The sequence below is a fragment of the Deferrisoma sp. genome, from assembly GCF_054681715.1.
Genome location: NZ_BAAHFQ010000037.1, coordinates 1 through 25,954 on the forward strand (window position 1 = coordinate 1; position 25,954 = coordinate 25,954).

General features: G+C 70.8%; 27 protein-coding genes. 7 read left to right on the top strand and 20 right to left on the bottom strand.

Annotated elements, in window-relative coordinates; all coding sequences use genetic code 11:
• Positions 1–543 precede the first annotated feature (543 nt).
• The 20 genes from ACY0I8_RS07610 to plsY form a co-directional block, all read right to left on the bottom strand.
• Positions 544–1,917: a TatD family hydrolase gene (locus ACY0I8_RS07610; RefSeq protein ID WP_461394291.1), complete on the bottom strand. Its 1,374-nt coding sequence runs from the start codon at positions 1,915–1,917 to the stop codon at positions 544–546.
• Positions 1,914–3,455: a methionine--tRNA ligase gene (gene metG / locus ACY0I8_RS07615; protein WP_461394292.1), complete on the bottom strand. Its 1,542-nt coding sequence runs from the start codon at positions 3,453–3,455 to the stop codon at positions 1,914–1,916. Before metG ends, ACY0I8_RS07610 begins: the two co-directional genes overlap by 4 nt.
• Positions 3,456–3,457: 2 nt before the next feature.
• Positions 3,458–4,438: a PSP1 domain-containing protein gene (locus ACY0I8_RS07620; protein ID WP_461394293.1), complete on the bottom strand. Its 981-nt coding sequence runs from the start codon at positions 4,436–4,438 to the stop codon at positions 3,458–3,460.
• 26 nt (positions 4,439–4,464) lie between these two features.
• Entirely contained in the window at positions 4,465–5,409 is a 945-nt protein-coding gene (gene holB, locus ACY0I8_RS07625; protein ID WP_461394294.1) for a DNA polymerase III subunit delta', read from the bottom strand.
• 1 nt (position 5,410) lies between these two features.
• Entirely contained in the window at positions 5,411–6,046 is a 636-nt protein-coding gene (gene tmk / locus ACY0I8_RS07630) for a dTMP kinase (protein ID WP_461394299.1), read from the bottom strand.
• A 5-nt stretch (positions 6,047–6,051) separates the two neighbouring features.
• A complete protein-coding gene (locus ACY0I8_RS07635) occupies positions 6,052–7,083 on the bottom strand; it encodes an NAD(P)H-dependent glycerol-3-phosphate dehydrogenase (protein ID WP_459942985.1) in 1,032 nt (343 codons plus the stop codon).
• Positions 7,080–7,466 (bottom strand): RsfS/YbeB/iojap family protein, encoded by a 387-nt coding sequence (rsfS, locus tag ACY0I8_RS07640; RefSeq protein ID WP_459942984.1) that lies wholly within the window; start codon positions 7,464–7,466, stop codon positions 7,080–7,082. Before rsfS ends, ACY0I8_RS07635 begins: the two co-directional genes overlap by 4 nt.
• A complete protein-coding gene (gene nadD, locus ACY0I8_RS07645) occupies positions 7,463–8,152 on the bottom strand; it encodes a nicotinate-nucleotide adenylyltransferase (protein WP_461394295.1) in 690 nt (229 codons plus the stop codon). The genes rsfS and nadD overlap by 4 nt, the downstream gene beginning before the upstream one ends.
• Positions 8,142–9,401: a glutamate-5-semialdehyde dehydrogenase gene (locus tag ACY0I8_RS07650; protein ID WP_461394296.1), complete on the bottom strand. Its 1,260-nt coding sequence runs from the start codon at positions 9,399–9,401 to the stop codon at positions 8,142–8,144. The genes nadD and ACY0I8_RS07650 overlap by 11 nt, the downstream gene beginning before the upstream one ends.
• Before the next feature lie 3 nt (positions 9,402–9,404).
• Entirely contained in the window at positions 9,405–10,577 is a 1,173-nt protein-coding gene (gene proB, locus ACY0I8_RS07655) for a glutamate 5-kinase (RefSeq protein WP_459942981.1), read from the bottom strand.
• A gap of 84 nt (positions 10,578–10,661) precedes the next feature.
• Positions 10,662–11,678 carry an Obg family GTPase gene (obgE, locus tag ACY0I8_RS07660; protein ID WP_459942980.1) on the bottom strand — a complete coding sequence of 339 codons (1,017 nt, stop codon included), beginning with the start codon at positions 11,676–11,678 and terminating at the stop codon, positions 10,662–10,664.
• 379 nt (positions 11,679–12,057) lie between these two features.
• A complete protein-coding gene (rpmA, locus tag ACY0I8_RS07665) occupies positions 12,058–12,330 on the bottom strand; it encodes a bL27 family ribosomal protein (RefSeq protein ID WP_459942979.1) in 273 nt (90 codons plus the stop codon).
• A 19-nt stretch (positions 12,331–12,349) separates the two neighbouring features.
• Complete coding sequence (rplU, locus tag ACY0I8_RS07670; RefSeq protein WP_459942978.1) at positions 12,350–12,664, bottom strand: bL21 family ribosomal protein; 315 nt, start codon at positions 12,662–12,664, stop codon at positions 12,350–12,352.
• A 746-nt stretch (positions 12,665–13,410) separates the two neighbouring features.
• Positions 13,411–14,088, bottom strand: a complete 678-nt coding sequence (gene mobA, locus ACY0I8_RS07675; protein ID WP_459940491.1) for a molybdenum cofactor guanylyltransferase — start codon at positions 14,086–14,088, stop codon at positions 13,411–13,413.
• Positions 14,085–14,351, bottom strand: a complete 267-nt coding sequence (locus ACY0I8_RS07680; RefSeq protein WP_459940492.1) for a carboxymuconolactone decarboxylase family protein — start codon at positions 14,349–14,351, stop codon at positions 14,085–14,087. Before ACY0I8_RS07680 ends, mobA begins: the two co-directional genes overlap by 4 nt.
• Positions 14,352–14,556: 205 nt before the next feature.
• On the bottom strand, positions 14,557–15,009 hold the full coding sequence (locus ACY0I8_RS07685) for a TPM domain-containing protein (protein WP_459940493.1): 453 nt from the start codon (positions 15,007–15,009) through the stop codon (positions 14,557–14,559).
• 3 nt (positions 15,010–15,012) lie between these two features.
• Positions 15,013–15,750 carry a TPM domain-containing protein gene (locus ACY0I8_RS07690; protein WP_459940494.1) on the bottom strand — a complete coding sequence of 246 codons (738 nt, stop codon included), beginning with the start codon at positions 15,748–15,750 and terminating at the stop codon, positions 15,013–15,015.
• A gap of 43 nt (positions 15,751–15,793) precedes the next feature.
• Positions 15,794–16,384: a LemA family protein gene (locus tag ACY0I8_RS07695; protein ID WP_459940495.1), complete on the bottom strand. Its 591-nt coding sequence runs from the start codon at positions 16,382–16,384 to the stop codon at positions 15,794–15,796.
• Between the two features lie 112 nt (positions 16,385–16,496).
• Positions 16,497–17,900, bottom strand: a complete 1,404-nt coding sequence (selA, locus tag ACY0I8_RS07700; protein ID WP_459940496.1) for an L-seryl-tRNA(Sec) selenium transferase — start codon at positions 17,898–17,900, stop codon at positions 16,497–16,499.
• A complete protein-coding gene (gene plsY, locus ACY0I8_RS07705) occupies positions 17,897–18,487 on the bottom strand; it encodes a glycerol-3-phosphate acyltransferase (RefSeq protein WP_459940497.1) in 591 nt (196 codons plus the stop codon). The genes selA and plsY overlap by 4 nt, the downstream gene beginning before the upstream one ends.
• A gap of 296 nt (positions 18,488–18,783) precedes the next feature.
• Here plsY and speD point away from each other — a divergent pair, with 296 nt between their 5' ends.
• From speD to ACY0I8_RS07740, 7 genes are all read left to right on the top strand, one after another.
• A complete protein-coding gene (speD, locus tag ACY0I8_RS07710; protein WP_459940498.1) occupies positions 18,784–19,218 on the top strand; it encodes an S-adenosylmethionine decarboxylase family protein in 435 nt (144 codons plus the stop codon).
• A gap of 157 nt (positions 19,219–19,375) precedes the next feature.
• Positions 19,376–21,223, top strand: coding sequence for an alpha-amylase family glycosyl hydrolase (locus tag ACY0I8_RS07715; protein WP_459940499.1), 1,848 nt, complete (start codon positions 19,376–19,378; stop codon positions 21,221–21,223).
• An 8-nt stretch (positions 21,224–21,231) separates the two neighbouring features.
• Positions 21,232–22,221: a mechanosensitive ion channel family protein gene (locus ACY0I8_RS07720; RefSeq protein WP_459940500.1), complete on the top strand. Its 990-nt coding sequence runs from the start codon at positions 21,232–21,234 to the stop codon at positions 22,219–22,221.
• 36 nt (positions 22,222–22,257) lie between these two features.
• Entirely contained in the window at positions 22,258–23,427 is a 1,170-nt protein-coding gene (locus tag ACY0I8_RS07725; protein WP_459940501.1) for a diadenylate cyclase, read from the top strand.
• Positions 23,428–23,938: 511 nt separating this feature from the next.
• Positions 23,939–24,529: a TetR/AcrR family transcriptional regulator gene (locus ACY0I8_RS07730; protein ID WP_459940502.1), complete on the top strand. Its 591-nt coding sequence runs from the start codon at positions 23,939–23,941 to the stop codon at positions 24,527–24,529.
• Positions 24,526–25,629: an efflux RND transporter periplasmic adaptor subunit gene (locus ACY0I8_RS07735; RefSeq protein WP_461394297.1), complete on the top strand. Its 1,104-nt coding sequence runs from the start codon at positions 24,526–24,528 to the stop codon at positions 25,627–25,629. The genes ACY0I8_RS07730 and ACY0I8_RS07735 overlap by 4 nt, the downstream gene beginning before the upstream one ends.
• Positions 25,630–25,633: 4 nt before the next feature.
• A partial coding sequence (locus ACY0I8_RS07740) for an efflux RND transporter permease subunit (RefSeq protein WP_461394298.1) occupies positions 25,634–25,954 on the top strand: 321 nt, incomplete at its 3' end.

Sequence of the window (25,954 nt, forward strand, 5' to 3'; positions counted from 1 at the left end):
CGGGCCTCTTCATTGACGTCGACCATCGTGTCTTCCCTCCTTGCCGCAGGTTGACCGCTACGGCTCTGGAGGATGACGCGGTGGTCTTTTCGTTTGCAAGGGCCCATGCCCTTCTTACACCACGTGTCTGGACTCTACTCTGAGATGCCTCCGCTTCCAGGTACCTTCCTGCTAAGACGTTAGGATGCTAGGACGCTAGGACGCCAAAATCCTTTGGGATGCCAGCGTCAGCGGCTGCCGTATCAGGGGCCAGAATTTAGAAGTCAGAGGTCAGAGAACCCCCTGTCCTCTGTGGTCTGTCTTCTGGCCCCTGGCACGGTCTTCGGTCCCGTGGTCCGGGCTGCGGAGTGTCCCGTCTGACCGGGTGCGGAAACCTTTTGTTCTTGTGAGCGGGCCGCGCCGCGGTCTACCGGAGCTTCCCGAGAGTTCCGGAACACGTCCTTGGCTGGGCCGCTCGGCGGCCGGGGGCCCGCCCCCCGGCGCCGTTCGCGGCAACAAAAAACCGCCCCTCGGGGCGGCCGGTTCCGGCGGCCCGTCGGGCGCTCATCCCACCTCGTTGTACGGCCGCACCCGGAACCGGACCCCCAGCTCCTCGGCCCGGCGGCGGCAGGCCTCCAGGTCGAGTCCCGGCACGGCCACCACCGAGGCCGTGACCTCGGGGATGTGCTCCCGGGCCTCCCGCAAAAACCCGAGCACGGCCTCGTAGGCGCCTTCGACGCCAGGCCGGCAGAGCCGTTCGTAGGTCTCGGCGTCGGGGGCGTTGAGGCTCACCGACACGGCGTCCACCAGCCCCGCGAGCTCGGCGGGGACGTTTCGACCGTGCACCGCGCTCGCCAGCCCGTCGGTGTTGACCCGGATCCGCCGCGCGCCCCGCCGCCGCAGCTCCCGGGCCACCTCCTTCACCAGCTCGAGCCGCAGGAGCGGCTCGCCGAACCCGCAGAACACCACCTCGTCCCAGGCCCCGGGCCCGCCCCGGGCCTCCACCGCGTCGAGGATCTCCTCGGCCGAGGGCTCGTGGGTAAGCGCCAGGTCGTGGCCCTTGACCACGGGCGCCCGGTGTTTGGGGCAGAAGGCGCACCGGTTCGTGCACCGGTTCGTGACGTTGAGGTACAGGCTCCGGCGGATCGGGTACGCGACCGGGTTCCCCTCCACCTCCCCCACCCCGAAGAGCTCCCGGCTGGCCCGGGTGGTGATGCGGGCCACGTCGTCCACCGAAAGCCCCCGGATCCGGGCCACCTCGGCCGCGGTATACACGATGTAGGCCGGCTCGTTTCGCTTCCCCCGCTTGGGCTGGGGCGCCAGGAACGGGCAGTCGGTTTCCAGGAGGAGCCGTTCCAGGGGCGCCCGGGCCACCACCTCCCGGAGCCGGTCGTTTTTGGGGTACGTCACGGTGCCGGGGATCGAGAGGAAAAACCCCATGCCCAGCACCTCCTGGGCGAGGTCCCAGTCCCCGGAGAAGCAGTGGAACACCCCCCGGAGCTCGCCCGCTTCCTCCCGGAGGGTGCGCACGACGTCGGCGTGGGCGTCGCGGTCGTGGATTACCACCGGGAGCCCGAGTTCCCGGGCCCGGCGAAGCTGGTCGCGGAACCGGCGTTGCTGGAGGTCCCGGGGCGAGCGGTCCCGGAAGTAGTCGAGCCCGATCTCGCCCCAGGCCACCACGGCTTCCGAACGCGCCAGGTCGGCCAGGACATCCAGGTCGGCCTCGGTGACCTGGGCGGCGTCGTGGGGGTGCACGCCCACCGTGGCCCACACCCCGGGGGTGCGCTCGGCGAGTTCCACCGCGGCCCGGCTGTCGTCCGGGTCGATTCCCACGGTGATGATCGCGCCCACCCCGGCCCGGCGGGCCCGGTCCAGGACCCCCACGAGGTCGTCCCGCAGCCCCTCCAGGGTGAGGTGGGCGTGGGTGTCGACGATCACCGGGCCTCGATCCGCGGAAAGAGGCTGGGGCCCCTCTCGGTACGCACCCCGGCCGGCAGCCCGCCCCACTCCCGGAGCTCCTCCAGGTGGCCCTCGTCGGCCCGGCGGGTCATGCCGAGCCGACGCCAGATCTCCCGGCCCGTGTGGGGCAGGAACGGGAACACCAGGAGTCCCACGGCCCGCAGGGCCTCGCAGGCGTTGTACAGCACCTGGTCGAGCCGGGCCGCCTGTTCGGGAACCTTGGCCAGCGACCACGGCGCGGTCGTGTCCACGTACTTGTTGACCACCCCCACGAACTCCCACACGGCGATGAGGGCCCGATGAAACGCGAGGTCGTTCATGGCCGCGTCCACCTGCTCCAGGCACGTGGCCAGGGCCTCCCGGAGCCCCTCGTCCACCCCCTCGGTGCCGAACGAGAGCACCCGGGGCACCACGCCGTCCCGGTACTTCCCCACCATCGCGAGCACCCGGGACACCAGGTTTCCCAGGTCGTTCGCCAGATCGGAGTTGATCCGGTGCACCAGGGCGTCGCGGCTGAAATCGCCGTCGAGCCCGAACGGGACCTCCCGCAGGAGGAAGTAGCGGAACGCGTCCACCCCGTACTCGGCCGCGATGGCCCCGGGGTCCACCACGTTCCCCAGGCTCTTGGACATCTTCTTGCCCTCGACCGTCCACCAGCCGTGGGCGAACACCCTCTTCGGCAGGGGGAGCCCGGCGCTCAGCAGGAACGTGGGCCAATACACGGCGTGGAACCGCAGGATGTCCTTACCGATCACGTGCACGTCGGCCGGCCAGTACCGCTCGAACCGCTCGGGGTCGTCGGGGAACCCGGCCCCGGTGATGTAGTTGGTGAGCGCGTCGAACCACACGTAGATCACGTGCTTGGGGTCGCCGGGCACCGGGATCCCCCAGGAGAAGCTCGTGCGGGAGATGGAAAGGTCCCGCAGCCCCTCCCGGACGAACGACAGGATCTCGTTGCGCCGGCTCACGGGCTGGATGAACTCCGGGTGCTCCTCGATATGCTTGAGCAGGGCGTCCTGGTACCGGGACATCCGGAAAAAGTAGCTCGGCTCCTTGAGCTTTTCGGTGGGCCGGTTGCAGTCGGGGCAGGTGCCCTCGATGAGCTGGTTCTCGGTCCAGAACGTCTCACAGGGGGTGCAGTACCAGTCCTCGTACTCCCCGAGGTAGATGTCGCCGTTGGCCTGGACCCGCCGGAAGAGTTCCTCCACCGCCCGGCGGTGGGCCGGTTCGGTGGTCCGGATGAACCGGTCGTTGGAGATCTCGAGGGTTTTCCAGAGGTCCTGGAACCGGGTCACCACCCGGTTCGCCAGGTCGATGGGCCGCTCCCCTCGCTCCGCCGCCGCCTTCTGCACCTTCTGGCCGTGCTCGTCCGTGCCCGTGAGGAACAGGACGTCGAACCCGGCCGCCCGCTTGTACCGGGCCAGGGCATCGCAGGCCACGGTGGTGTACGCGTGGCCGATATGGGGCACGTCGTTCACGTAGTAGATGGGCGTCGTCACATAGAACGTTTTCGCCATGATCACCCCTTTGGCTTTTTCGGTCCGCGCCGCCCCCGGCGCCTGCGGCGTTTCGTGCCCGTCTTCGGCGGGCCCGTCTCCTCGGCCTTCTCGTCTCCCTTCTTCCCGGGCTGGCTAGGTTCCGGCGACCTGCGGGGCTCCGGCGGCCCGGGCGCGCGCTCCCGGCGCCGTTTGGGCGTTGTTCGCTCCTTCGACCCCTCCTGCGGGGCCGAAGGGGTCCCGGTGGGTTCGGCCTTCGGCCTCCCCCACTCCTCGACGTCGATCTCGACCGCGCCGTCCCGGGTCTGGATCACGAAGGTGCCCTCGAGCACGTTGCGCCGGATCACCTTGCCCGTGCCCCGGGACGTCTCCACGGACTTCCCGACCCGCGGGAACTTCTTGGCTGCCTTCTTGTACTGGGCGTGCTCGTACCCCAGGCAGCACATGAGCCGGCCGCACACCCCCGAGATCTTCGTGGGGTTCAGGGCCACGTCCTGTTCCTTGGCCATGCGCACGCTCACCGGGGTGAAATCGGTGAGCCAGGTGGCGCAGCAAAGCTCCCGGCCGCACGGCCCCACCCCGCCCACGAGCTTCGCCTCGTCGCGCACCCCGATCTGGCGCATCTCGATGCGGACGTGGAACTCCCGGGCCAACTCCCGGACGAGGTCCCGGAAGTCCACCCGCTGCTCGGCGGTGAAGTAGAAGATGGCCTTCGAGCCGTCGAACAGGTACTCCACGTCCACGAGCTTCATCGGGAGCCCCCGCTCCCGGATCTTCTCGAGACACACCTGAAAGGCGTACCCCTCGAGCTCGCAGTTCTGCTCGTACCTCAGGATGTCGCGCTCGTTGGCCTGACGGAGCACCTTCTTAAAGGTCTGGCCGGGCATGGGATCGAGGTCCCGCGGGGGGCTCGCCACCTGCCCCAGGGCCATGCCCCGCTCCGTCTCCACCACCACCCAGTCGCCTACGTCGCACTCCACGCCGTCGGCATCGAAATGGTACACGCGGCTGGCGCGCTTGAACCGAACTCCTACGACCCGAGCCAATGGTCCTCCCAATCCCGCCCGGCGAGCCCCAGAAACAGGGCGTCGAGGGCGAGCTGCGCGTTCACGTTTCGATCGAGCCAGCCCAGGACCCGGGTGACCCCGGCCTGCCGGTCGATCCAGGTTTCCACATCGTTGCCGAGCCGGCGAATCCGCTCGGCCACGACCGACTGGAGCAACTCCAGGCGCTGCCGAAGGTCGGGGGCCCGGGCCCACTCGGCCGCGAGCCGCAGCGCCTCGCCGGCGCCTCCCCGATCCCACCGGTCGGCCGCCGCCTCGACCTCCCCGAGGAACTCCAGGAACTCGCCCACGCCCCGTGCGAGCACCCGGCCCGGCCGCCCGGCCACGATGCCGGCGAGCCGGCGAGCTTCGGCCCCGTCGATGCCGCACCCCACGAGCACCCGCTCCACCGCGGCATCGTCGAGCGGGTCGAACCGGATCCCCTGGCACCGGGACACCACCGTGGGAAGGAGCTGTTCGCGGTGGCTGGCGATCAGGATCAGGTGTACCCCCTCGGGCGGCTCCTCCAGCGTCTTGAGGAGGGCGTTGGCCGCCTCGCGGGTGAGCCGGGCGGCGTCCGGGAGTATAGCAACCCGCCGGCCGCCCTCAAAAGCCCGGTAGGCAAGGGCCTCCTGGAGGCCGCGCACCTCGTCCACCCCCACCCTTGCGCCCCCGGCCTCGAGCACGTGCAGGTCGGGATGGGTGCCCGAGTCGAGCCGGCCGCAGGACCGGCACGCCCCGCAGGCCTCGGCCCGGCCGAGAGCTTCTTCAGACCGGCACAGCAGCACCCGGGCCACCTCCCGGGCCACCAGCGATTTCCCGATACCGCTCGGCCCCCAAAACAGATAGGCGTGGGGGATCCGCCCGGACGAAAGGCTCCGGCGGAGCACCCGCAAAGGGCGCTCGTGGCCCACGATCCGGTCGAACCCCACTTTACCCCCTCTTTCCCTGGAACAGGTCGGCCACCGCCGCCCACACCCGGGCCGCCACGTCCTCCGGGGTGCCGCCGGCGTCCACCACCCGCACCCGCCCGGGCTCCCGGGCCGCGATCGCCAGGTACCCTCGGCGAACCCGGTCGTGGAACTCCGGCTTCTCCTGCTCGAACCGGATCTCCGCCCCGGGGCCGGACACTCCGTGGAGCGACCGCGCCACCCCCTCCCGGGGATCCAGATCGAGGAGCACGGTCCGGTCCGGCACAAGCCCCCCGGCCGCCAGCCGGTTCAGGGCCCGCACCTGCCCGAGGTCGAGCCCCCTGCCCCAGCCCTGGTAGGCCTCGGTGGCGTCGGCGAACCGGTCGCAGATCACGATCTCCCCCGCCTCGAGGGCAGGCCGAACCACCTTCTCCACGTGCTCGGCGCGGTCGGCCGCGTAGAGGAGCAACTCGGCCAACGGGCAGGGCGGATCGCCGCTCGGCGTCAGGAGGATCTTCCGGAGGGTCCTGCCCAGGGGCGTATCGCCGGGTTCCCGGGTGAGCCTCACCCGCCACCCGGCCTCGGAGAGTCGCTCCGCCAGGAGCCGGGCCTGGGTGCTCTTCCCGGTGCCCTCCCCGCCCTCGAACGTCAGGAACACCCCCCTCATGCCGGGGGCGTCTCCAGGTCCCAGAACTCCCGCTTGGCCGGCCGGCCCATCAGCCGCTCCACCCCCTCGGCCGGCGCCAACCGCCCCTCCAGCACCTCCTGGACGGTTTCGGCGATCGGCATCTCGACCCCTTTGCGGCGGGCGAGTTCCACGGCCGCACCCGTGGTCTTGACCCCCTCGGCCACGGCCCGCATGGAGGCCAGAATGGAATCCAGGGCCTCTCCCCGGCCGAGCCGAAGGCCCACGGTCCGGTTTCGGGAGAGCCCCCCCGTGCAGGTGAGCACCAGGTCCCCCATGCCCGCAAGCCCAAGGAAGGTCAAGGGATTCGCCCCCAGGGCGACCCCCAGTCGGCTGATCTCCGCCAAACCCCGGGTGATCAGGGCCGCCCGGCTGTTGTGGCCGAACCCCAGGCCGTCGGAGATGCCGGCCGCCAGGGCCACCACGTTCTTGAGCGCCCCCCCGGTTTCCACCCCCACCAGGTCGTCGAGGGTGTACACCCGGAACCGGGCGTCGGAGAACAGGGCCTGGAGTCGTGCCGCGCCTTCGGCATCGCGGCACGCGAGGCTCACCGCCGTGGGCATGCCCTTCGCCACCTCGGCCGCAAACGAGGGGCCCGAAAGGGCCGCGATTCGGCCCTCCATCCCCTCGGGAAGCACCTCGGCCAACACCTCGTGCATGAGCCGGAGGCTGCCCATCTCGATGCCCTTCGAGGCCGTGACGACCCATGCGTCGGGCCGCACCCACCGGGCCGCCCGGCCCATGACCTGCCGCACCACCTGGGAGGGGGTGACGCTCACCACCACCTCGGCCCCCGACACGGCCGTCTCCAGATCGGCGGTGGGTTCCACCGGGTCGGGAATCCGGTGACCCGGAAGGTAGAGGTCGTTCTCCCGCGTGGAGGCCATGCGCTCGGCCAGGTCAGCCTCGTACACCCACAGCCGCACCAGCATCCCCTTGCGGCCCAGCACCGTGGCCAGGGCCGTCCCCCAGGCCCCGGCGCCCACCACGGCAACCCGTGGTTCGCTCACGGCGCCGACTCCCGCTTCGGATGGAGGATCTCTCCGGGCACCGGAACCCGGGGCGCGTCGAACCACAGATCCTCGAGCCCGAACTCCTGGCGCACGTCCTCGTAGAACACGTGGACCACCCAGTCCCCGAAATCCAGAAGCGCCCACCGCCCCTCGCGGATTCCCTCGACCCCCAGGGGCCGCACCCCCCGCTCCTTCATCGCGTCGAGCACCCCTTCGGCGATGGACTGGACCCGCCGGTCGCTGGATCCGCTCACGATCAGGAAGTAATCGGTGAACCCGGCGAGCTTTCGCACGTCGAGCACCGCGAGGTCGGCCCCGCGCTTCTCCGCCGCGGCCGCCGCGCAGATCATCACGCGCTCCAGGATCTCTTCGTCGGTCATGTCCCACTCCCGAAAAACCAGACAGGATGCTCCCGGGCCGCCCGTTCCAACACCACGCGCACCGGCTCGGGCACGAGGTAGCGCACCGAGCGCCCCCGGGCGACCAGGTCCCGGATCGAGGACGAGGAGATGTCCAGCGGGGTCACCCGCACGATCCGCACCTCCCGGCCCGAGCGGTGTTGGAACCCGTGGGGGGTGGCCTCGAAATCGCTCTCCAGGGCCCGGGGCGGTCCGAGGGGACCCTCGTCCGGTGGACGGCGCATCACGGCCAGATCGGCCAGGGCGAAGAGCTCCGGGCAACGGTGCCACGTGTGGATCTCCCGGAATGCGTCGGCTCCCAGGAGAAACCACAGGCGACGGTCGGGCCCCACCTCAGCCCGCCACTCGGTGAGCGTGTCCACGGTGTAGCTCGGCCCCTCCCTCCGGAGTTCCCGGTCCGACACCCCGAACCGGGGGTTGTCGGCCACGGCCGCCCGAAGCCACTCCAGGCGGGCCTCCGCCGGGGCGAGCCCCTCGGCCCCCTTGTGGGGGGGAATCCGGGCCGGGACGAACCACACCCGTTCGAGTCCGAGGGCATCGGCCACCTCCTCCGCCGCCCGGAGATGCCCCAGATGGACCGGGTTGAAGGTGCCCCCGAACACCCCGATGCCCCCCGGCCGGTCCGGCGGGGGCGCCTCAGCCCTCACGCACCTGCCCTTCGCCGAAGATGACGAATTTCGTGGTGGTGAGATCCTCCACGCCCATGGGCCCGAAGGCGTGGAGTTTGGTGGTGGAGATGCCGATCTCCGCCCCGAGGCCGAGTTGCTGGCCGTCGCTGAACCGGGTGGAGGCGTTCACGGCCACCACCGAGGAGTTCACCTCGCGCACGAATCGCTGGGCGTTCGCGTAGTCGCGGGTCACGATGGCCTCGGTGTGGAGGCTGCCGTAGCGCTCGATGTGGTCGATGGCGGCGTCCAGCCCGTCCACCACCCGCACGGCCAAGACGAGGTCGAGGTACTCGGCGTACCAGTCGTCCTCCGTGGCCTCCCGGGCGTCGGGAATCCACCGCCGGGTCTCGGGGCAGCCCCGGATCTCCACCCCGGCCGCCGTGAGGGCCGCGCCGATCCGCGGGAGGAACGCCTCAGCCGCGTCCCGGTGCACCAGCAGGGTCTCGAGGGCGTTGCACACGCCGGGGCGCTGGCACTTGGCGTTGAGCACGATGCGCTCGGCGGCGTCCAGGTCGGCCGAGGCGTCCACGAACACGTGGCACACCCCCTTGTAGTGCTTGATGACGGGGATGCGGCTGTTCTCGGTGACGAACCGGATCAGGCCCTCCCCGCCCCGGGGGATGATGAGGTCGATGTACTCCTCCAGGCGGAGCATCTCGAGCACGGCCTCCCGGTCGGTCACCCCCACCACCTGGATCGCGCCCTCCGGCACCCCGGCCGACGCCGCGGCGCGGCCGAGCACTTTCGCGATGGCGCGGTTCGAGTGGATCGCCTCCTTGCCGCCCCGCAGGATCACGGCGTTCCCGGCCTTGAGGCACAGCCCGGCCGCGTCGGCCGTGACGTTGGGCCGCGACTCGTAGATGATGCCGATGACCCCGAGGGGGATGCGCTGCTTGCCCACCAGAAGCCCGTTGGGCCGCTTCCACATCCGGACCACCTCGCCCACCGGGTCGGTCTGGGCCGCCACCTCCCGCAACCCCTGGGCCATGGAGGCGATCACCGCGTCCGACAGGGTCAGCCGGTCGATCATGGCCTTCGAGAGCCCGGCCTGCTCGGCGGCCTCCAGGTCCTTGCGGTTCTCGGCCTGGAGCTCGGCCTGCGCTGCCTCGAGCCCGTCGGCCATGGCCCGCAGGGCCTCGTCCTTCACCCGGCTCGAAAGGCGCGCGAGTTCCCGGCTCGCCCTCCGGGCCCGCTGCCCCATCGCCACCAGATCGTCGCGCAACGCCATGTCCTACTCCCTCTTCTCGGAGCCCGCCGGCGCCCCCGCCCCGAACGCGGGCTCCCGGAACACGACGAGGTCATCCCGGTGGATGACCTCGTCCCCGAAGGTGTAGCCGAGTCTATCAGCGATCTCCCACGAAGCCAACCCCGCGATTTCGCGCACTTCCTCGGCGCTGTAGGCCACGAGGCCCCGGGCCACCTCCTCCCCGCCGGGCCCTTCGACCACCACGGCGTCGCCCCGTTCGAACTGGCCCTCCACGCCGACAACCCCCTTGGGAAGGAGGCTCTTTCCGCCGTCCACCAGGGCGCGCACGGCCCCCGCGTCCACCCGGATCCGGCCCACCGGCTGGACCGTGTAGGCGATCCAGTGTTTGCGGCGCCGCAGCCGGTCGGCCTGGGGCGCGAAGAACGTGCCCAGCGGCTCGCCGGTGAGAATCCGCCGGAGGGCGTGGGGCGCCTTGCCCGAGGCGATCACCACCGCGGCGCCGCCGTGGGTGGCGCGTTGGGCGGCGATGAGCTTTGTGGCCATGCCCCCCGTGCCCACCCGGGACCGGGACCGGCCGACGAACCGTTCCACCGTCTCGTCCACCCGGTCCACCCGCTCCACGAGCCGGGCGTCGGGGTGCACCTTGGGGTCGCGGTCGAAAAGCCCCTCGATGTCGCTCAGGATCACCAGGGCCTCGGCCTCGACCAGATTCGTCACGAGGGCCGAGAGGTTGTCGTTGTCGCCGAACTTGAGCTCCTCGACCACGACGGTGTCGTTCTCGTTGATGACCGGCACGGCCCCCAGACGCAGAAGCGCCAGGAGGGCCGTCTTGGCGTTCTGGTACCGGCGGCGGCTCTCCAGGTCGTCGCGGGTGAGGAGCACCTGGCCCACGGGGATCCCGTGGGGCCGAAACACCTCCTCGTACAGCCCGACCAGGTGGATCTGTCCCACCGCGGCCAGTGCCTGCACCTCGGGGATCGTGCCCGGCCGGCGCTCGAGCCCGAGCCGCCCCATGCCGGCCGCCACTGCCCCCGAGCTCACGAGCACCACCTCGCTCCCCCGCCGCCTCGCCGCGGCGATGTCGTCGGCCAGCATCTCGAACACGCGGCGATCGAGTCGCCCGTCGGGGCCCGTGAGCACCTGGCTCCCGACCTTGACCACGACCCGGTGCGCCTCGGCCAAACGGTTCCTGCTCAAGGCGTTGCTCCTGTTCGTCTCTGCTGGAAAGCTGGAAACCCGGTAGACTGGAAAGCGGGCGGATCCCGGCGGCCGCCGGCCGGCTCACTCCTCCCCGCCCGCGGGCCGCTCCAGTTCCTCCAGGGCCCGGCCGGTCTCCACCACCAGCTCCCGGACCCCTTCGCCCGTGACCGCCGAGATCGCCCGCACCTCGACCCCCTCGGCCGCGAACGCCCCCCGGATCGCGGGCAGGGCCTCGCGCACCTCCGTGAGATCGGCTTTCGTGACGACCACCCGCTCGGGCTTTTCGGTCAAATCCGGGCTGAAGGCCTCGAGCTCCCGCCGCACGGCCCGGTAGAGGGTCAGCGGATCGCCCTGGGTGGGATCCACCAGGTGCAGAAGAAGCCGGGTGCGCTCCACGTGCTTCAAGAACCGGATCCCCAGCCCCGCCCCCCGGTGCGCCCCCTCGATGAGGCCCGGGATGTCGGCCACCACGAAGGAGCGTTCCTCGGCCCACCGGACCACGCCCAGGTTGGGCACCAGGGTGGTGAACGGGTAGTCGGCGATCTTCGGCCGGGCCGCCGAGATCCGGGAGATCAGGGTGGACTTCCCCGCGTTCGGGAATCCCACGAGCCCCACGTCCGCCAGGAGTTTGAGCTCGAGCCGGACGCGCCGCTCCTCCCCCGGGGTGCCGGGCTGGGCGTACCGGGGCGCCCGGTTGGTGGGCGTGGCGAACCGCGCGTTCCCCTTTCCCCCGAGGCCGCCCTTGAGGAGCACCACCCGCTGGCCGGGCTCCACCAGATCCGCCAGCACCTCGCCCGTCTCGGCGTCGCGCACCACGGTGCCCACCGGGAGCCGTACCTCCAGATCCCGGCCGCTGCGGCCGGTGCGGTCCGACCCCATGCCCGGCCGGCCGTTCTCGGCCCGGAGCACCCTTCGATGCCGCAGATCGAGGAGCGTGGTGAGCCGCGGCTCGGCCACGAGCACCACGTCGCCGCCCCGTCCGCCATCGCCGCCGTCGGGGCCTCCAAGGGGAACAAATTTTTCCCTTCGGAACGACACGCACCCGGCGCCCCCGTTGCCGGAGGCCAGCGTGAGTTCCACCTCGTCGATGAATTTCATGGAAGCTCCGTAGGCCGCGAGGCGCGGTCTGTTCGCAAAAACAATAGCTTCCGCCTCGGCCAGACGGTGCGCCGCGGCCGTCTGGACCACGGAACCGAAGACCATGCCAGGGGCCAGAAGACAGACGACAGAGGACAGGGGGTTCTCTGACCTCTGACTTCTAAATTCCGGCCCCTGATACGGCAGCCGCTGACGCTGGAATCCCAAAGAATTTTAGCTTCCCAGCCTCCCAGCCTCCTAGCGTCCCAGCGGGGAGTGACTTGGAAGCGGTTCTCGGTCGTCGGTCAGCGCCCCCCGGAGCCCCAATGAACGAAAGCCCGGACGGGGAACTCCCTGTCCGGGCCTCGAAACCTCGATCGTCGGGTCCGGGAGGGGCCCCCTAGGACGCCGCCTCCTCGGCCGGGATCACGTTCACGTACACGCGCCGGTCGCGGCCCTTGGTCTCGAACTTGACCACCCCATCCACCAGGGCGAACAGGGTGTAGTCGCGGCCGCACCCCACGTTCTTGCCGGGCTTGAACTTCGTGCCGAGCTGCCGCACCAGGATGTTGCCGGCCCGCACCGTCTGGCCGCCGAACCGCTTGACGCCCCGTCGCTTGCCGATGCTGTCGCGGCCGTTCCGGGAGCTTCCACCTGCCTTTTTATGAGCCATGTCCTCTCACCTCCTCGGATCAGGCCGTCTCGATGGCCTCGACCTTGACGCCGGTGTAGTACTGCCGGTGTCCCTGTTTGCGGCGGTACCCCTTGCGGCGCTTCATCTTGAACACGATGATCTTCTTGTCGCGGCCCTGCTCCACGATGGTGCCGCGCACCCGCGCCCCCTCCACCACGGGCTTGCCGATCTTGAGCTCGCTGCCGTCGTTGACGAGCAGCACGTCCTCGAACACCACCTGCTCCCCGACGTCCCCCGGGAGCTTTTCCACCTTGAGGAAGTCCCCCTGCCCCACGAGGTACTGCTTTCCACCGGTACGGATCACTGCGTACATGGCTTTCCATTCCTCCGACCAACGGCCCCGTAGGGCCCACCGTTTCGAGCGAAAAGCGGACTATAGTGAACTCCCATGAGGGCTGTCAACCCTCAGCTCGTGCGAAACGGCTAGAAGACGGCCGCTAGGACGCTAGGAGGCTGGGATGCTAGGGCGCCAAAATCCTTTGGGATTCCAGCGCCAGCAGCTGTCCCAGCCCCTGGGAGCGGCTTCCAAGTAACTTCGGCTAAGCGGCTGGGCTGCGCGGCAGCTAGGCGGCTAAGAACCTTGGGGATTCCGGCGTCATCGCGTCGGCCAACCTGTGGGAGCGGCTTCCAAGCCGCGACGTCCTTTCTTTCGGGCCTTCGGCCCGGATGGCGGCGTGGACGCCGCTCCCACCCTAAACCCTGACTCGGACGGTACTGTCCTGCGTAGGGGGGGCCCCGAAGGGGCCCTGGGGAGCTTCCAAGCCGCGACCGGCGTTCCTGCGGGCCTTACGGCCCGGCCGCGGCATCGCCCCCTCCGGCCCCCGAGGAGTGACCGAACCCTGCACCCCGAACCCCGCCCTCCGGCGGGTGGGTGCTCCGGGACTTTTCCCTCTTTGGGAAACGGATTACCCTATTCTTGCCATTGCGGATGGAAGGCGCGGGCACGATCCCTGCATTTTAAAGGTTCCGCAAACCACCATCGCGACGGCGACGGACGGTCTACCATGCTGCGGAGTCGTTGGTTGAGACGCAACCCCCTCCCCCCCATTCTCCGGTTCCTCACCCGGCGGATTGCCGACTGGCGCCGCCAGGGGGAGAGGTACCTGGACCACTGGCACCGGCACCGCCGATCCGCGTAGCCAACCGCAGGGCCTTTTCCACGTCCTCGGGCCGGTTCAGGTTCAGGAACGAGCGCAACTCCGGGTCGGCCCGGCGCAGGACCTCCTCCCCCACCTCCACGGTGCGCAAACGGGGAAACGCCCGGAGGATGCTCAGATCCCCACCCCGGATCTGCTCCTCCAAGACCCCCAAGCCGTCCTCCCGGTAAAGGGCCACCAGGGGCTCGTACCCGGCCTCGACCCGGGGCACCACCACCTGCGCCTCGTCTCGCAGATCCCAGAGGAGCGAGAGGAGTTCCGGCCGGACGAGTGGGAGGTCGCACGCGAGGCAGAGCACCCAGGTCCCCGGCCCCAGCTCCTCCCGGGCCCAGCCCAGCGCCGTGGCGACGCCCCCCAGGGCGCTCGCCCCGGGAAATCGGTCGGGCACGGTGGGCACGCCCTTGTCGGCCAGGTACCCCGCTCCGCCCACCACGATCACCTTCTGGGCCACCGCCGTCGCCACCCGCCAGACCCGTTCGATCAGCGGGACTCCCAGAAACTCCATGGGGGCCTTGTCCCGGCCCATGCGGCGGGATTTCCCCCCGGCCAGGATCGCGGCGAGCGGAATCGCTGGGGTCATTCCCCCGGCTCCCCCGGTTTGAGCCCCACCCCCAGGGTTTCCGTCACAAAGTTCCGCACCCGGGCCGCCCCCACCATCATGGCCATGGCCAGCACCTGCCGGATCTCCGCCTCGGTCGCCCCTTGTTTCTTCGCGCCCGCGAAGTGCATCTGGGTTCAGTGGGCGCATCCGCCGGCCGCCGCGGCGGCCAGGGCGCACAGTTCCCGGGTCTTGGGGTCGAGCACGTCCTCGAACTGGAACTTCAGAATTTCGTGGGTTGCCATGGGACGCCTCCGTGGGGGGTGGGGAATCGGGAATGGGGAAGGGTTCGGCGTTCTCTAGCCCCCCGTTTCAGGCCGGCGGTCTTAGGGCGATGGCCCAGGTATACACCAAGAGCCTCCAGGGCCCGTGACCCACTTTGTCCAGAGCAAGCCCTTCCTCGGGGCCACACGAAACCGCTCCCTCCGTGGTTCCTCCCGCCGCCGGGGGTCAATCCTCCTCGACGACCTCGTCCGGGAGCTCGTTCACGTCGTCGGGGCGCCAGGGGAAGTGCCGGGCCAGCACCTTTCCCACCTCCCGCACGGCGTAGACGAGGCCCTCGCCGAACGCACCCCGGGCGAACCGCTCGGCCATGCCGTCGCGGATCCGCTCCCACCCTTCCTGCCCGACGATCCGGTGGACGCCCTCGTCGCCGTAAATCGCGAACTTCCGGTCGGCTGTGGCGAGATGGATGATAACCCCGTTCCGCTCCCGGGTCCGGTGCATCCCGAGCCGGACGAACGCCTTTCGGGCCGCCTCGAGGGGGTCGCCCTTGGCGCTCCGGGAAATCACCACCCGGATCTCCCCGCTGGTGGTCCCCTCGGCCTCGGCGATGGCTTCCTCCACCGCCGCGCGCTCCTCCGGGGTCAAAAAGGCCGCGGGCCTTTTCTTCCGCTCGGCCATGGCTCACCACCCTCCGCTCGCGCCGCCGCCCCCGAAACCTCCCCCCCCGCCACCGAACCCGCCGCCCCCGCCAAAGCCGCCCCCCCCGAACCCGCCGCCCGGCCCGAACCACCAGAACCCGCCCCGCCTCACCCGCCGCCCCCCGATGTGGGTCGAACGGGACCGGGCCACGGCCGAGAGGAAGAAGATCGCAAAAAGAACGAACGGCAGGACCCCCACGAAGGGCGGCACCCGTTGGGATCGCTCCGGCTTGGCCGCCGGCGTGAACTCCCCCCGGCTCGCCCGGTCCAGGGCGTCCACGGCGGCCAGGATGCCGCCGGCGTAGTCGCCCTGCCGGAACCGGGGGGCCAGCACCTCGCGGATGATCCGGCCGGCCAGGACGTCCGGGATCGCCCCCTCCAGGCCGTAGCCCACCTCGATGCGCACCTTGCGCTCCTCGAGGAACACGAGGAGGATCACCCCGTTGTCCCGGCCCTTCTGGCCGATCTTCCAGGCCTCGGCGAGCCGGATGGAGAAGTCCTCCAGGTCCTCCCCCTCGAGGCTCGGGAAGATGGCGACCGCGAACTGGTTGGACGTGGTCCGCTCGATCTCCGCGAGCCTCGCCTCGATCCGGGCCCGCTCCTGGGGCTTCAGAAGCCCCGCGAAATCGCTCACCCTCCCCAGGGGCCGCGGGGGCACCTCGAGGCCGGCCGCGGCGAGGGCGAAGGCGAGGAGCACCAGCGCGCACACCGCCCCGGGCATCCCCCACCGACTGAAGACCGGGGACCGGCGACCGGCGACCACGTCAGAACTTCACCTTGGGCGCCGCTTCGGCGCCCTCTTCCGCCTGGAAATACGGCTTGGGCTCGAACCCGAACGCCCGGGCGAACAGGTTCGCCGGGAACGACCGGATCCGGGTGTTGTAGGCCCGGGCGGCCTCGTTGTACCGCCGGCGGGCCACGGCGATGCGGTTCTCGGTGCCTTCGAGCTGGGTCTGGAGGTCGAGGAAGTTCTGGTTCGCCTTGAGGTCCGGGTATCGCTCGGCCACCGCCAAAAGCCGCGAGAGCGCCCCGCTCAGGCCCTGCTGGGCCTTCTGGAACCGCTCGATGGCCTCGGGCGCCAGCCCCCGGGCGTCCACGCGGATCTGGCCCACCCGGCTCCGGGCTTCGGTGACCTGGGTTAGGACCTCCTTCTCGTGGGTGGCGTAGCCCTTGACCGTTTCCACCAGGTTCGGGATCAGGTCGGCCCGCCGCTGGTAGGTGCTCTCCACGTCGGCCCAGGCCTTGGCCACGGCCTCCTCGGCTGCCACGAGGCCGTTGTAGGTGCCCTTGACCCACCCGTACAAAAGGAGAACGGCCAGAACCACGGCCCCCAACGCGATCCATTTCTTCTGCACGGCAGACCTCCTTTCTTCTGGCTGGAAAGCCGGAAAGCTGGGAAGCCAGTGCGCCGAACAACCACGCGCCGGGCAGCCGCCCAGCCGCCCAGCCGCCCAGCCGCCCAGCCGCCTAGCCGCCTAGCCGCCTAGCCGCTTCCGCCACCGCCTCCACCAGGGCCTCCTCCTGTTCCGGGGCCACGGTGCGGGGGTCCAGCACCAGGGCCCCATCCCGCACCCGGCCCACCACCGGCGGCCGCCCTCTCCGGAGCCGCTCCTCGAGCTCCGCCGTTCCCCCGTCCGAGGGGCGGATCTCCACGACCCGGGTGGGAATCTCGGCCAGCGGCAACGCCCCGCCCCCCACCCGGGAGACGTCGGCGGCCACCCGGACCTCGGCCGCCCCGCCCAGCCGGGCCCGGATCGCTCCGGCCAGGTGTTCGGCCCGCGACTCCAACTCCGAAACGGGCCCCGAGAGCATCCGGAGCGCCGGCACCCGCTCCCACACCCGCACCGGATCCCGGTAGAGGGCCAGGGTCGCCTCCAGGGCGGCCAGGGTGAGCTTGTCGGGCCGCAGGGCCCGCATCAGGGGGTGCCGGGCGCAGGCCTCCACGGCTTCGCGCCGCCCCACCAGGATGCCGGCCTGGGGTCCCCCGAGGAGCTTGTCGCCGGAGAAAGTGACGAGATCGACCCCGGCGGCCAACGCCTCCCCCACCGTGGGCTCGGGCTCGATGCCGGCGCGCGCGAGGTCCACCAGGCACCCGCTCCCCAGGTCCTCCATCACCGCGAGCCCGTTGCGGCGCGCCAGGCCCACGAGCTCGGCCGCGGGGACCGAGGCCGTGAACCCCAGGATCCGGTAGTTGGACGTGTGCACCTTGAGCAGCAGGGCGGTTTCGGGCCCGATGGCCCGCTCGTAGTCCCGGAGATGGGTCTTGTTGGTGGTGCCCACCTCCCTGAGCACCGCCCCGCTCTGCTCCATCACCTCGGGGATCCGGAACGAGCCCCCGATCTCCACGAGTTCGCCCCGGCTCACCACCACCTCGCGACCCCGTGCGAGGGCGGCGAGCCCCAGGAGCACGGCGGCGGCGTTGTTGTTGACCACGCAGGCGGCCTCGGCCCCGGTGAGTTCCCGGAGGAGCGCCTCCACCACCTCGTGGCGGTGGCCCCGCTCGCCCGTGGCGAGCCGGAACTCCACGTTGCAGTACCCGGCGGCGACCTCGAGGGCCCGCCGGGCCTCGAGGGCCAGAGAAGCCCGCCCGAGGTTCGTGTGGAGCACCACCCCCGTCGCGTTGATCACCGGCACGAGCCGGGCCGCCGTGCGCTCCCGGGCCCGGTCGAGAACCCGGTTCGCCACCGCGTCGAGGTCCGGGACGTCGCCCCGGCCCGCCCGCACCTCCTCGCGCACCGCGGCAAGCACCTCCCGTGCGGCATCGGTCGCCACCGGCCTCGGCACCTCCCCCGCCTCCACGGCGGCCTTGACCCGGGGGTGCTGGAGCACCCGTTCCACCGCCGGCAACCGGCGCAGATCCCCGGCGCTCATCCCGGCTGCCCCAGGCGGTGCTCGGTGCCGTCGAGGAGCCGCTCGATATTGTCCCGGTGCTTCCAGAACGTGAGCGCCCCCACCGCGAGCCCGAGGACGACCACCGACAGGGGGTGGTCGGCGTAGGCCAGGATCAGCGGCAGGGCCGCGGCCGCCCCTAAGCTTCCCAAACTCACCCAACGAAACCGCCACACGAGCACGGCGAACACGAACGCCGCCCACACCACGCTCCCCGGCGCCAAGGCCAGGAACACGCCGAGGCCGGTGGCAACGCCCTTCCCGCCCTGGAATCCGAGGTACAGGGGGAAGAGGTGCCCGAGATAGGCGGCGAACCCCACCGTGACCACGGCCCAGGGGGAGCCAAACGCTCCCAGCGCCAGGGCCGTGGGGATGAACCCCTTGAGGGCGTCGCCCACGAGCGTCACCACGCCCCACTTCTTGCCCAGGGTCCGGCCGACGTTCGTGGCCCCGATGTTCCCCGACCCGGCCCGGCGGGGATCCCCCAATCCGAAGGCCTTGGCGAGCACGAGACCCGTGGGCACCGACCCCAGGAGATACGCGAACAGGACCAACACGACCCAGCGCACGGCGACCCTCCTCCCTCCGGTGCGGCAAGCGCAGGATTGGAACCGGCGAAACCTAACACAGGGCGCCGGAACCGACAACGGCCGCCACCCCCGGGCCCCGGGCGCCGCCCGGGTTCCGGGAGGCCCGGGGAACCTTGCCGCAACCGACTGGAGTTTTAGGGTTTTCCGTCCGGCTCGGTCCGGGGGCTCAGGCCTTTCGTTTTTTTCTTTACACCGCCGGCCCCATCCCTATAATGGCGCGGCTTTCCACCGCACCTCGTTGCCCCCACGGGGCCCCAAGCACGGAGGGTCGCGCCATGAACCAGGGCAAGGGCCGCCATCTTCTCGTCGATTGCTGGAACGTGAGCCGGGAGGTGTGCCTCGACGACAAGAGGTTCCTCGAGGCCATGGCCCGGGCCGCCACCCGGGCCGGCGCCAACGTGATCTCCCAGGTGCGCTATCATTTCGGCCACAACTCCCCGCCGGGGTTCACCGCCATGGTGCTCCTCGACGAGAGCCACGTGTCGGCCCACAGCTACGCCGACGACGGCCTCGTGGCCCTGGACGTGTTCACCTGCGGCAACACGAGCCCCGCCGAGGTGCTCCGGTATCTGCAGGAAGAGCTCGATCTGGGCGAGGTCCGGATCCGGGAGGTGTCTCGGTTCGTGGCCTCCGAGGAGTCCGAGGAGAAGGTCTGGACCTCCGAAGACCCGGAGGCGCCCCAACTGCGCATCATCGAGGGGACCGCGTAGTCCCCTGGCTGATTCACCGATTCCACGAAGAGGCCCCGCCGAAAGCGGGGCCTCTTTTTTGGCTCGCGCGCCCGCGGAGCGGTACGCCCCCGCCGCTGGGCGTGCTATCCTACCGGCGACAATCCCCCCTACCGCGAGTGCCGAGACCGACCTGACCATGCCGCGGCCGCGAACGCTCCTCCACCTTCCGGAGCCCGACTACACCCGCCCCCTCCTGGATCTGACGCCCGGGCAAAAACGGCGCCTGGAGGACCTCCTCGCCTTTCTCTACGGCCCCAGGCGCGCCCGGACCGCCATGCCCGAGGTCACGCGGATTTTACGGGTGTATTTCGCCCACCGAACCCCCGAGGCCCAGGAGGCGGTGCACGGGTTCCGGCCGGAAACCCGGTTCGACCAGCGGGACGTGATCCTGATCACCTACGGAGATCTCCTCATCAACCGGAAGCTCCGCCCGCTGGAGGCCCTGCGCCAATTCCTGACGGAGCACCTGCGGGGTCTCGTGAACACGGTTCACATCCTGCCGTTCTTCCCGTACTCGTCGGACCGGGGCTTCTCGATTCTGGATTACGACCAGGTGGACCCCCGGCTGGGCACCTGGGAGGACGTGGAAGCCCTGGCCGGTGACTTCCGGCTCATGTTCGACGGGGTGTTCAACCACGTGTCGGCCAAGAGCCGGTGGTTCCAGCGGTTCCTGAACGGCAGGCCCGGGTACGACGCGATGTTCATCGCGTTCTCCCGGCCCGACGCGATCCCGCCGGCGGAACTCCGCAAGGTTCTCCGCCCCCGGCCCACCCCGCTCCTGAGCGCGTTTCCCACGATCCACGGCACGCGCTGGGTGTGGACCACGTTCAGCCGCGACCAGGTGGACCTCAATTTCCGAAACGAGCTGGTGCTCTTCCGGGTGCTGGAGATCCTCCTCAACTACCTGGTCCACGGGGCGGAGCTCGTCCGGCTCGACGCGGTGACCTACGTGTGGAAGGCCATCGGCACCTCCTGCGCCAACCTGCCCCAGACCCACGCCCTCGTGAAGTTCCTCCGGGCCGCCCTCGACGTGGTGGCGCCCGAGGTGGCCCTGATCACCGAGACCAACGTGCCCCACGCCGAGAACGTGCGCTACTTCGGCGACGGCACGGACCAGGCCCAGCTCGTCTACAACTTCGCCCTGCCGCCCCTGGTCCTCCACGCCTTCCTGCGCGGCACGAGCCGCCACCTCACCCGCTGGGCGGCGGGGCTCGAGTACCCCTCCGACACGGCCAACTATCTCAACTTCCTCTCGTCCCACGACGGCATCGGCCTTCTCGGGGCTAGGGGCATCCTGCCGGACGAGGAGATCGGGTTTCTCGTGGAGCGCTGCCGGGAGCACGGCGGACTCGTCTCCCAGCGCCAGGCGGAAGACGGCGCCCTCAGCCCCTACGAGCTCAACATCACCTGGTGGAGCGCCCTCAACCGGGATCGCGGCGGGGAGTCCCGGGACCTCCAGGTGGCCCGGTATCTCGCCAGCCGGTCGGTGGCCTTAGCGCTGCGGGGGGTGCCGGGGATCTACCTGCCGAGCCTTTTCGGCGCGAAGAACGATTCCAAGGCCATCGCCCGGGGGGCCGAACCGCGGGCCATCAACCGCAAAGAGATCTACCACGGGGTGCTGGAGCGGTGGTTCCGGGACCCCACGACCCGGCAGCACCAGGTTCTCGCCGGGTTCCGGCGGCTCCTGGAGGCGAGGACCTCGGCGCCGGAGTTCCACCCCAACGCCTCCCAGGAGGTCCTGGACCTCGGCGAGGAGGTGTTCGCCGTGCTGCGCCGCGCCCCAACATCGGGACGGAGACTCCTGGCGGTGACGAGTGTGGTGGCGCGGCCCCTCGCCCTGGAGGTTCCCGCCGAGAAGCTGGGTGAACCCCCAACGTGCTGGACGGACCTCCTTTCCGGGACCCGCGCCGAGGTGCGCGACGGAACGCTGCGTTTGGAGCTTCCGCCGTACGGCATCGCCTGGCTCCGGGCCGAGGGGGAGTGAACTCCCCCATGGTCGAACGGCTGCGTTCGGTTTTCGAGGCGCTTCCCCTGCCCCCCGGCGTGGCGTGGGACCTCGCCGTGACCGCCGGCGTGGTCCTGGGGCTCTGGGCCCTGCGCCGGACGGTGCTGCGCCTCGTGGACCGGCGCGTGGACGACCCCGACAAGCTCTACCACTGGCGAAAGGGGACCGCCTATGCGGCTGCCGCCCTGGGGGTGCTGCTCGTGGGCCGCATCTGGATCCGGGGGTTCCAGTCGGTCGCCACGGTGCTCGGCCTTCTGTCGGCCGGCGTGGCCATCGCCCTGCGCGACCTCTTGGTGAACCTGGCCGGGTGGCTGTTTCTCGTGTGGCGCAGGCCCTTCGAGGTGGGCGACCGGATCCAGATCGGCGCGGTCGCGGGCGACGTGATCGATATCCGGATCTTCCAGTTCACCCTCCTGGAGATCGGGGGATGGGTGGAGGCCGACCAGAGCACGGGCCGGATCGTCCACGTCCCGAACGGGAGGGTGTTCAGCGAGGCCGTGGCCAACTACGATAAGGGGTTCCGGTACATCTGGAACGAACTGCCCGTGCTCGTGACCTTCGAAAGCGACTGGAGGCGGGCCAAGGAGATCCTCCTCGAGATCGCCCGCACCCACGCCGGGCAACTGGGCTCGGCGGCCCAGGAAAAGCTGCGGGCCGCGGCCCGGCGCTACATGATCCGGTACGGGGCCCTTACGCCCACGGTGTACACGGCGGTCCGCGACAGCGGCGTGCTGCTCACGATCCGGTACCTTTGCGAGCCGCGGCGCCGGCGCGGAACCGAGCAGGCCCTCTGGGAGGCCATTCTGGAGGCCTTTGCCGCCGAACCGCGGATCGACTTCGCGTACCCCACCCGCCGGTATTTTGACCACGCCGCCGAGGGGAAGCCCGCGCTCCGGGAGGCTCCGGCCCCCGCGGACCCCCGATCGGGGGAAGCGCCGGGGCCGCCGGGGAGCGAAACGGGGGGCCGCCAACCGTAAACCGCTGACCACGCTTGCCGCGGAGATGCCACGGCCATGAGCGCTGACCTCGTGATCGGGTGGAGGGATGTCCTCGACATCCTCCTCGCGTCGTTCCTCTACTGGGGGGTCCTGGCCTGGCTCCGCCAGACCCGGGCCATCTCGGCCTTCGTGGGCCTCGTGGTGCTCTGGGCCGTGTACCTCGGGGCGAACGCGCTGGGGCTTCTCCTCACGGCCCGCCTGTTCCAGGTGGTGTCGGCCGCGTTCCTCGTGCTCGTGGTGGTCGTGTTCCAGTCGGACCTGCGGCGGCTCCTCGATCGCCTCGGCTCCTGGGGCCTCCCCCGCCGCAAGGCCGCCCACCCCACCGATCCCGTCGTCCAAAGCCTCGTGCGCGCGGTGGGCCGCCTCGCCCAGACCAGCACCGGCGCACTGATCGTGCTCCCGGGCCGGGAGCCCCTGGGCCGGCACCTGACCGGCGGGATCGATCTCGACGCCGTCCTCTCGGAACCTCTGCTCCTCAGCCTGTTCGATCCCCACTCCCCCGGCCACGACGGGGCGGTGATCCTCCGGGGCAACCGGGTGGAGCGCTACGCCGTCCGGCTGCCGCTCTCGGCGGAGTCGGAGCGGCTCCGGGAGTTCGGCACCCGCCACGCCGCGGCCCTGGGCCTGGCGGAGCGCTCCGACGCCCTGGTGGTCGCGGTTTCGGAGGAGAAGGGCACGGTGTCCGTGGCACGAAACGGGGAGCTTCGCACCCTGGCCGGGCCCCAGGAACTCGCCGGGGTGTTGCGGGAGTTCTTTGCCGAGATGGGCCCGGGGCCCGAGCTCCACCGGTGGCGGGCCCGCGCCCGCCGGGAATGGCCGTTTGCCCTGGCCGCCGTGGTGCTCGCCCTCGTGTCCTGGACCGCCATCGGGCCGGGGGGCGAGATCGTGGAGGCGGAGCGAAAGGTTGCCGTGCTGTTCGAAAACCTCCCCGCCGGCTACGAACTCGAATCCGTGACCCCGCCCGAGGTGACCGTGGTCGTGCAGGGCAAGCGCCGGGCCGTGGAGCGACTCACCCCGGACGCGGTGAAGGTGCGGGTGGACGCCGTGCTGGCCCGCCTCGGCCGCCGCACCTTCCAGATCGGGCCCCAGAACGTCGAAACCCCGCCCGGGGTCTCGGCGGTGCGGGTGGACCCGCCCACGGTGCGGATCTCGTTGCGGCAAACCAATGCCTCGGGTTCGATGTAGGGTCCGCGGGGGCACTCGGCGGCTGAACCCCTTCGGGATTTCCGTGTCATCTCATGCGGGAGCGGCTGCCGTACCGGGGGTCAGAATTCAGAGGACAGATGTCAGGTACCCCTGGCAAAGCCGGGGGCTTGCGGTTGCTGGCCTCTCGAAGGGGCTTGATCGCAACCGGAAAGTCAAAACCCTTTGAACCCAAACATCTCGCTTGCCCCCAGCAATATGGACCCCAGCCGAACCGGAATCCCCGGGGAGTGGAGCCGACGGGCAATGAACAACGGCATACTCCGGGAACTGTCAAACTCTGGGAGTCCCCCGGCAGAGCCGGGGGCTTACCCAGGATAGTCAGCAAACCCCTGTCCTCTGTCTTCTGTCTTCTGGCCCCTGGTACGGTGGCCGCCCCCGAACGCCCTCGGGATCGCTTCGCCCCCTCCCGCCCCACCGCAAGCCCCTTGACTTCGGCGCCACCCCGGCCCAGAATCTCCGTTCGAATCTTCATTCGAACGGAGGCATCCCCATGAGCACCCTGGATGAGACCCGGGAGCGGATCCTGGCGGTGGCGGCCCGCCGGTTCGCCGAAAGGGGGTTTTCCGGCGCCCAGATGGCCGAGATCGCCCGGGAGGCCGGCATGGGCGTGGGCACGCTGTACAAGCACTTCCCCAGCAAGGAGGATCTGTTCCGGGCCATGGTGGACCGGTTCCTGACCGGGGTGTTCGAGGCCACCGAGAAGGTGCTCTCGGACCCCGCGGCCCGGCTGCCCGACGCCCTGGAGGCCTACGCCCGGGCGGCCGTGGAGCGGGTGGTGGCCGAACCCCTCGTGTGCCGGGCCGTGGCCCAGGAGACCCTCGGGAGCCGGGTGGCGTTCCGGCAGGTGATCGGCGCGGCCCTGTGGGACCGCATCCAGGCCCACCGGGACCGGGTCGCCGGGTTCCTGGAGGGGCACGCCGACCGCTTGGGGCCGGGGATCACGGGCGAGGACGCGGCCGTGTTTTTCCTGAGCACGCTCTGGGGGCTCGTGGAGCACGACCTCAACGCCGACCGAACCGACCGACTGTCCGGCCGGCCGGCCCTGGTGGCCCGGCTGGTGTGGGGAGGGATGAGCCGATGAAGCGCATCGCGGGCGTGGTACTGGCGGTGGGGCTGGTGGCGGCGTCCGCCGCGGCCCAGGAGGCGGTGCCGGTGGCCGTGGCCCCGGCCCGGGCCGAGCGGATCGTGGAGACCGTGGAGGGCACCGGCACCCTCGAGGCCTTTGAGACGGCCGACCTCGTGCCCCGGGTGGCCGGGGTCACGGTGACCGAGGTGACCGTGGACGAGGGGGACCGGGTTCGAAAGGGCCAGGTGCTCGTCCGCCTCGACGACGAGCTCGTGCGCACCCAGATCGAGGGGGTGAAGGCCCGGATCGACGCGCTGGACGCCAAGGCCCGGGCCCTGGACGCCCGGATCGGACTCCTGGAGACCGACGCCGAACGGTTTCGCACCCTGTTCGAACGGGGGGTGAGCCCCCGCCAGCAGCTCGACCACGTGGAGGCGGAACTCAAGGTGGCCCGGGCCGAGCGGGCCGCCCTGGATGCCGAGCGGGCCGCCCTGGCCAAGAGCCTGGAGGAACTCGAGCTCCGGCTCTCGTACCACGTGGTGTCGGCTCCCTGGGACGGCACGGTGACCGCCCGCCGCGTGGACCCGGGCGACACCGTCGGGGGCCGGCCCGTGCTCACCGTGGCCCGGCTCCACCGGCTCAAGCTCAGGGCCCAGGTGGCCGAGGCCGACGTGCCCCGGGTGCGGGCGGGCCAGCCGGCCCGGGTGGCCGTGGACGCCCTGGGGGACCGGTGGTTCGAGGCCAAGGTGTCCCGGGTGCTTCCCCGGCTCGATCCCGTGACCCACACCGGCGACGTGGAGATCGTCCTGCCCGCCCGGGGCACCCCGCTCCGGCCCGGCATGTTCGCCAGGGCCCGGATCGAGGTGGGAAGCCACCAGGGCGTCACCGTGCCGCGGGACGCCCTGCGAAAGATCCCGGGAAGCGGGGTGTGGTTCGTGTACGTCGTGACCCCGGAGGGCAAGGCCGAGCGCCGGGACGTGGAACCCGGCCTCGCCCTGGGGGAGCGGGTGGAGGTGCGCTCGGGCCTCGAACCGGGGGAGGACGTGGTGGTCCGGGGGGAGGGCGTGGTGCGCACCGGCGCCCCGGTGCGGGTGACCGAGCGGTTGGGGGAGTAGCGCCATGAGCCTGCCGTCCCTTTCGGTCCGGCGGCCCGTGGCCGTCCTCATGGGCCTCCTGGCGCTCCTTCTCTTCGGGCTGTGGAGCCTGCCCCGGCTCGACATCGACCTCCTGCCCCGGATCGACCCTCCGGCCATCTCGGTCATCACCTACTACCCGGGGGCCAACGCCCGGGACGTGGAATCGAACGTCACCAAGGTGATCGAGGACCGGCTCAGCATCGTGTCGAACCTGGACCGGATCACCTCGATCTCCAAGGACAGCCTGTCGGTGGTGACCTGCACGTTCAAATGGGGCTCGGACCTGGGCGAGGCCGCCAACGAC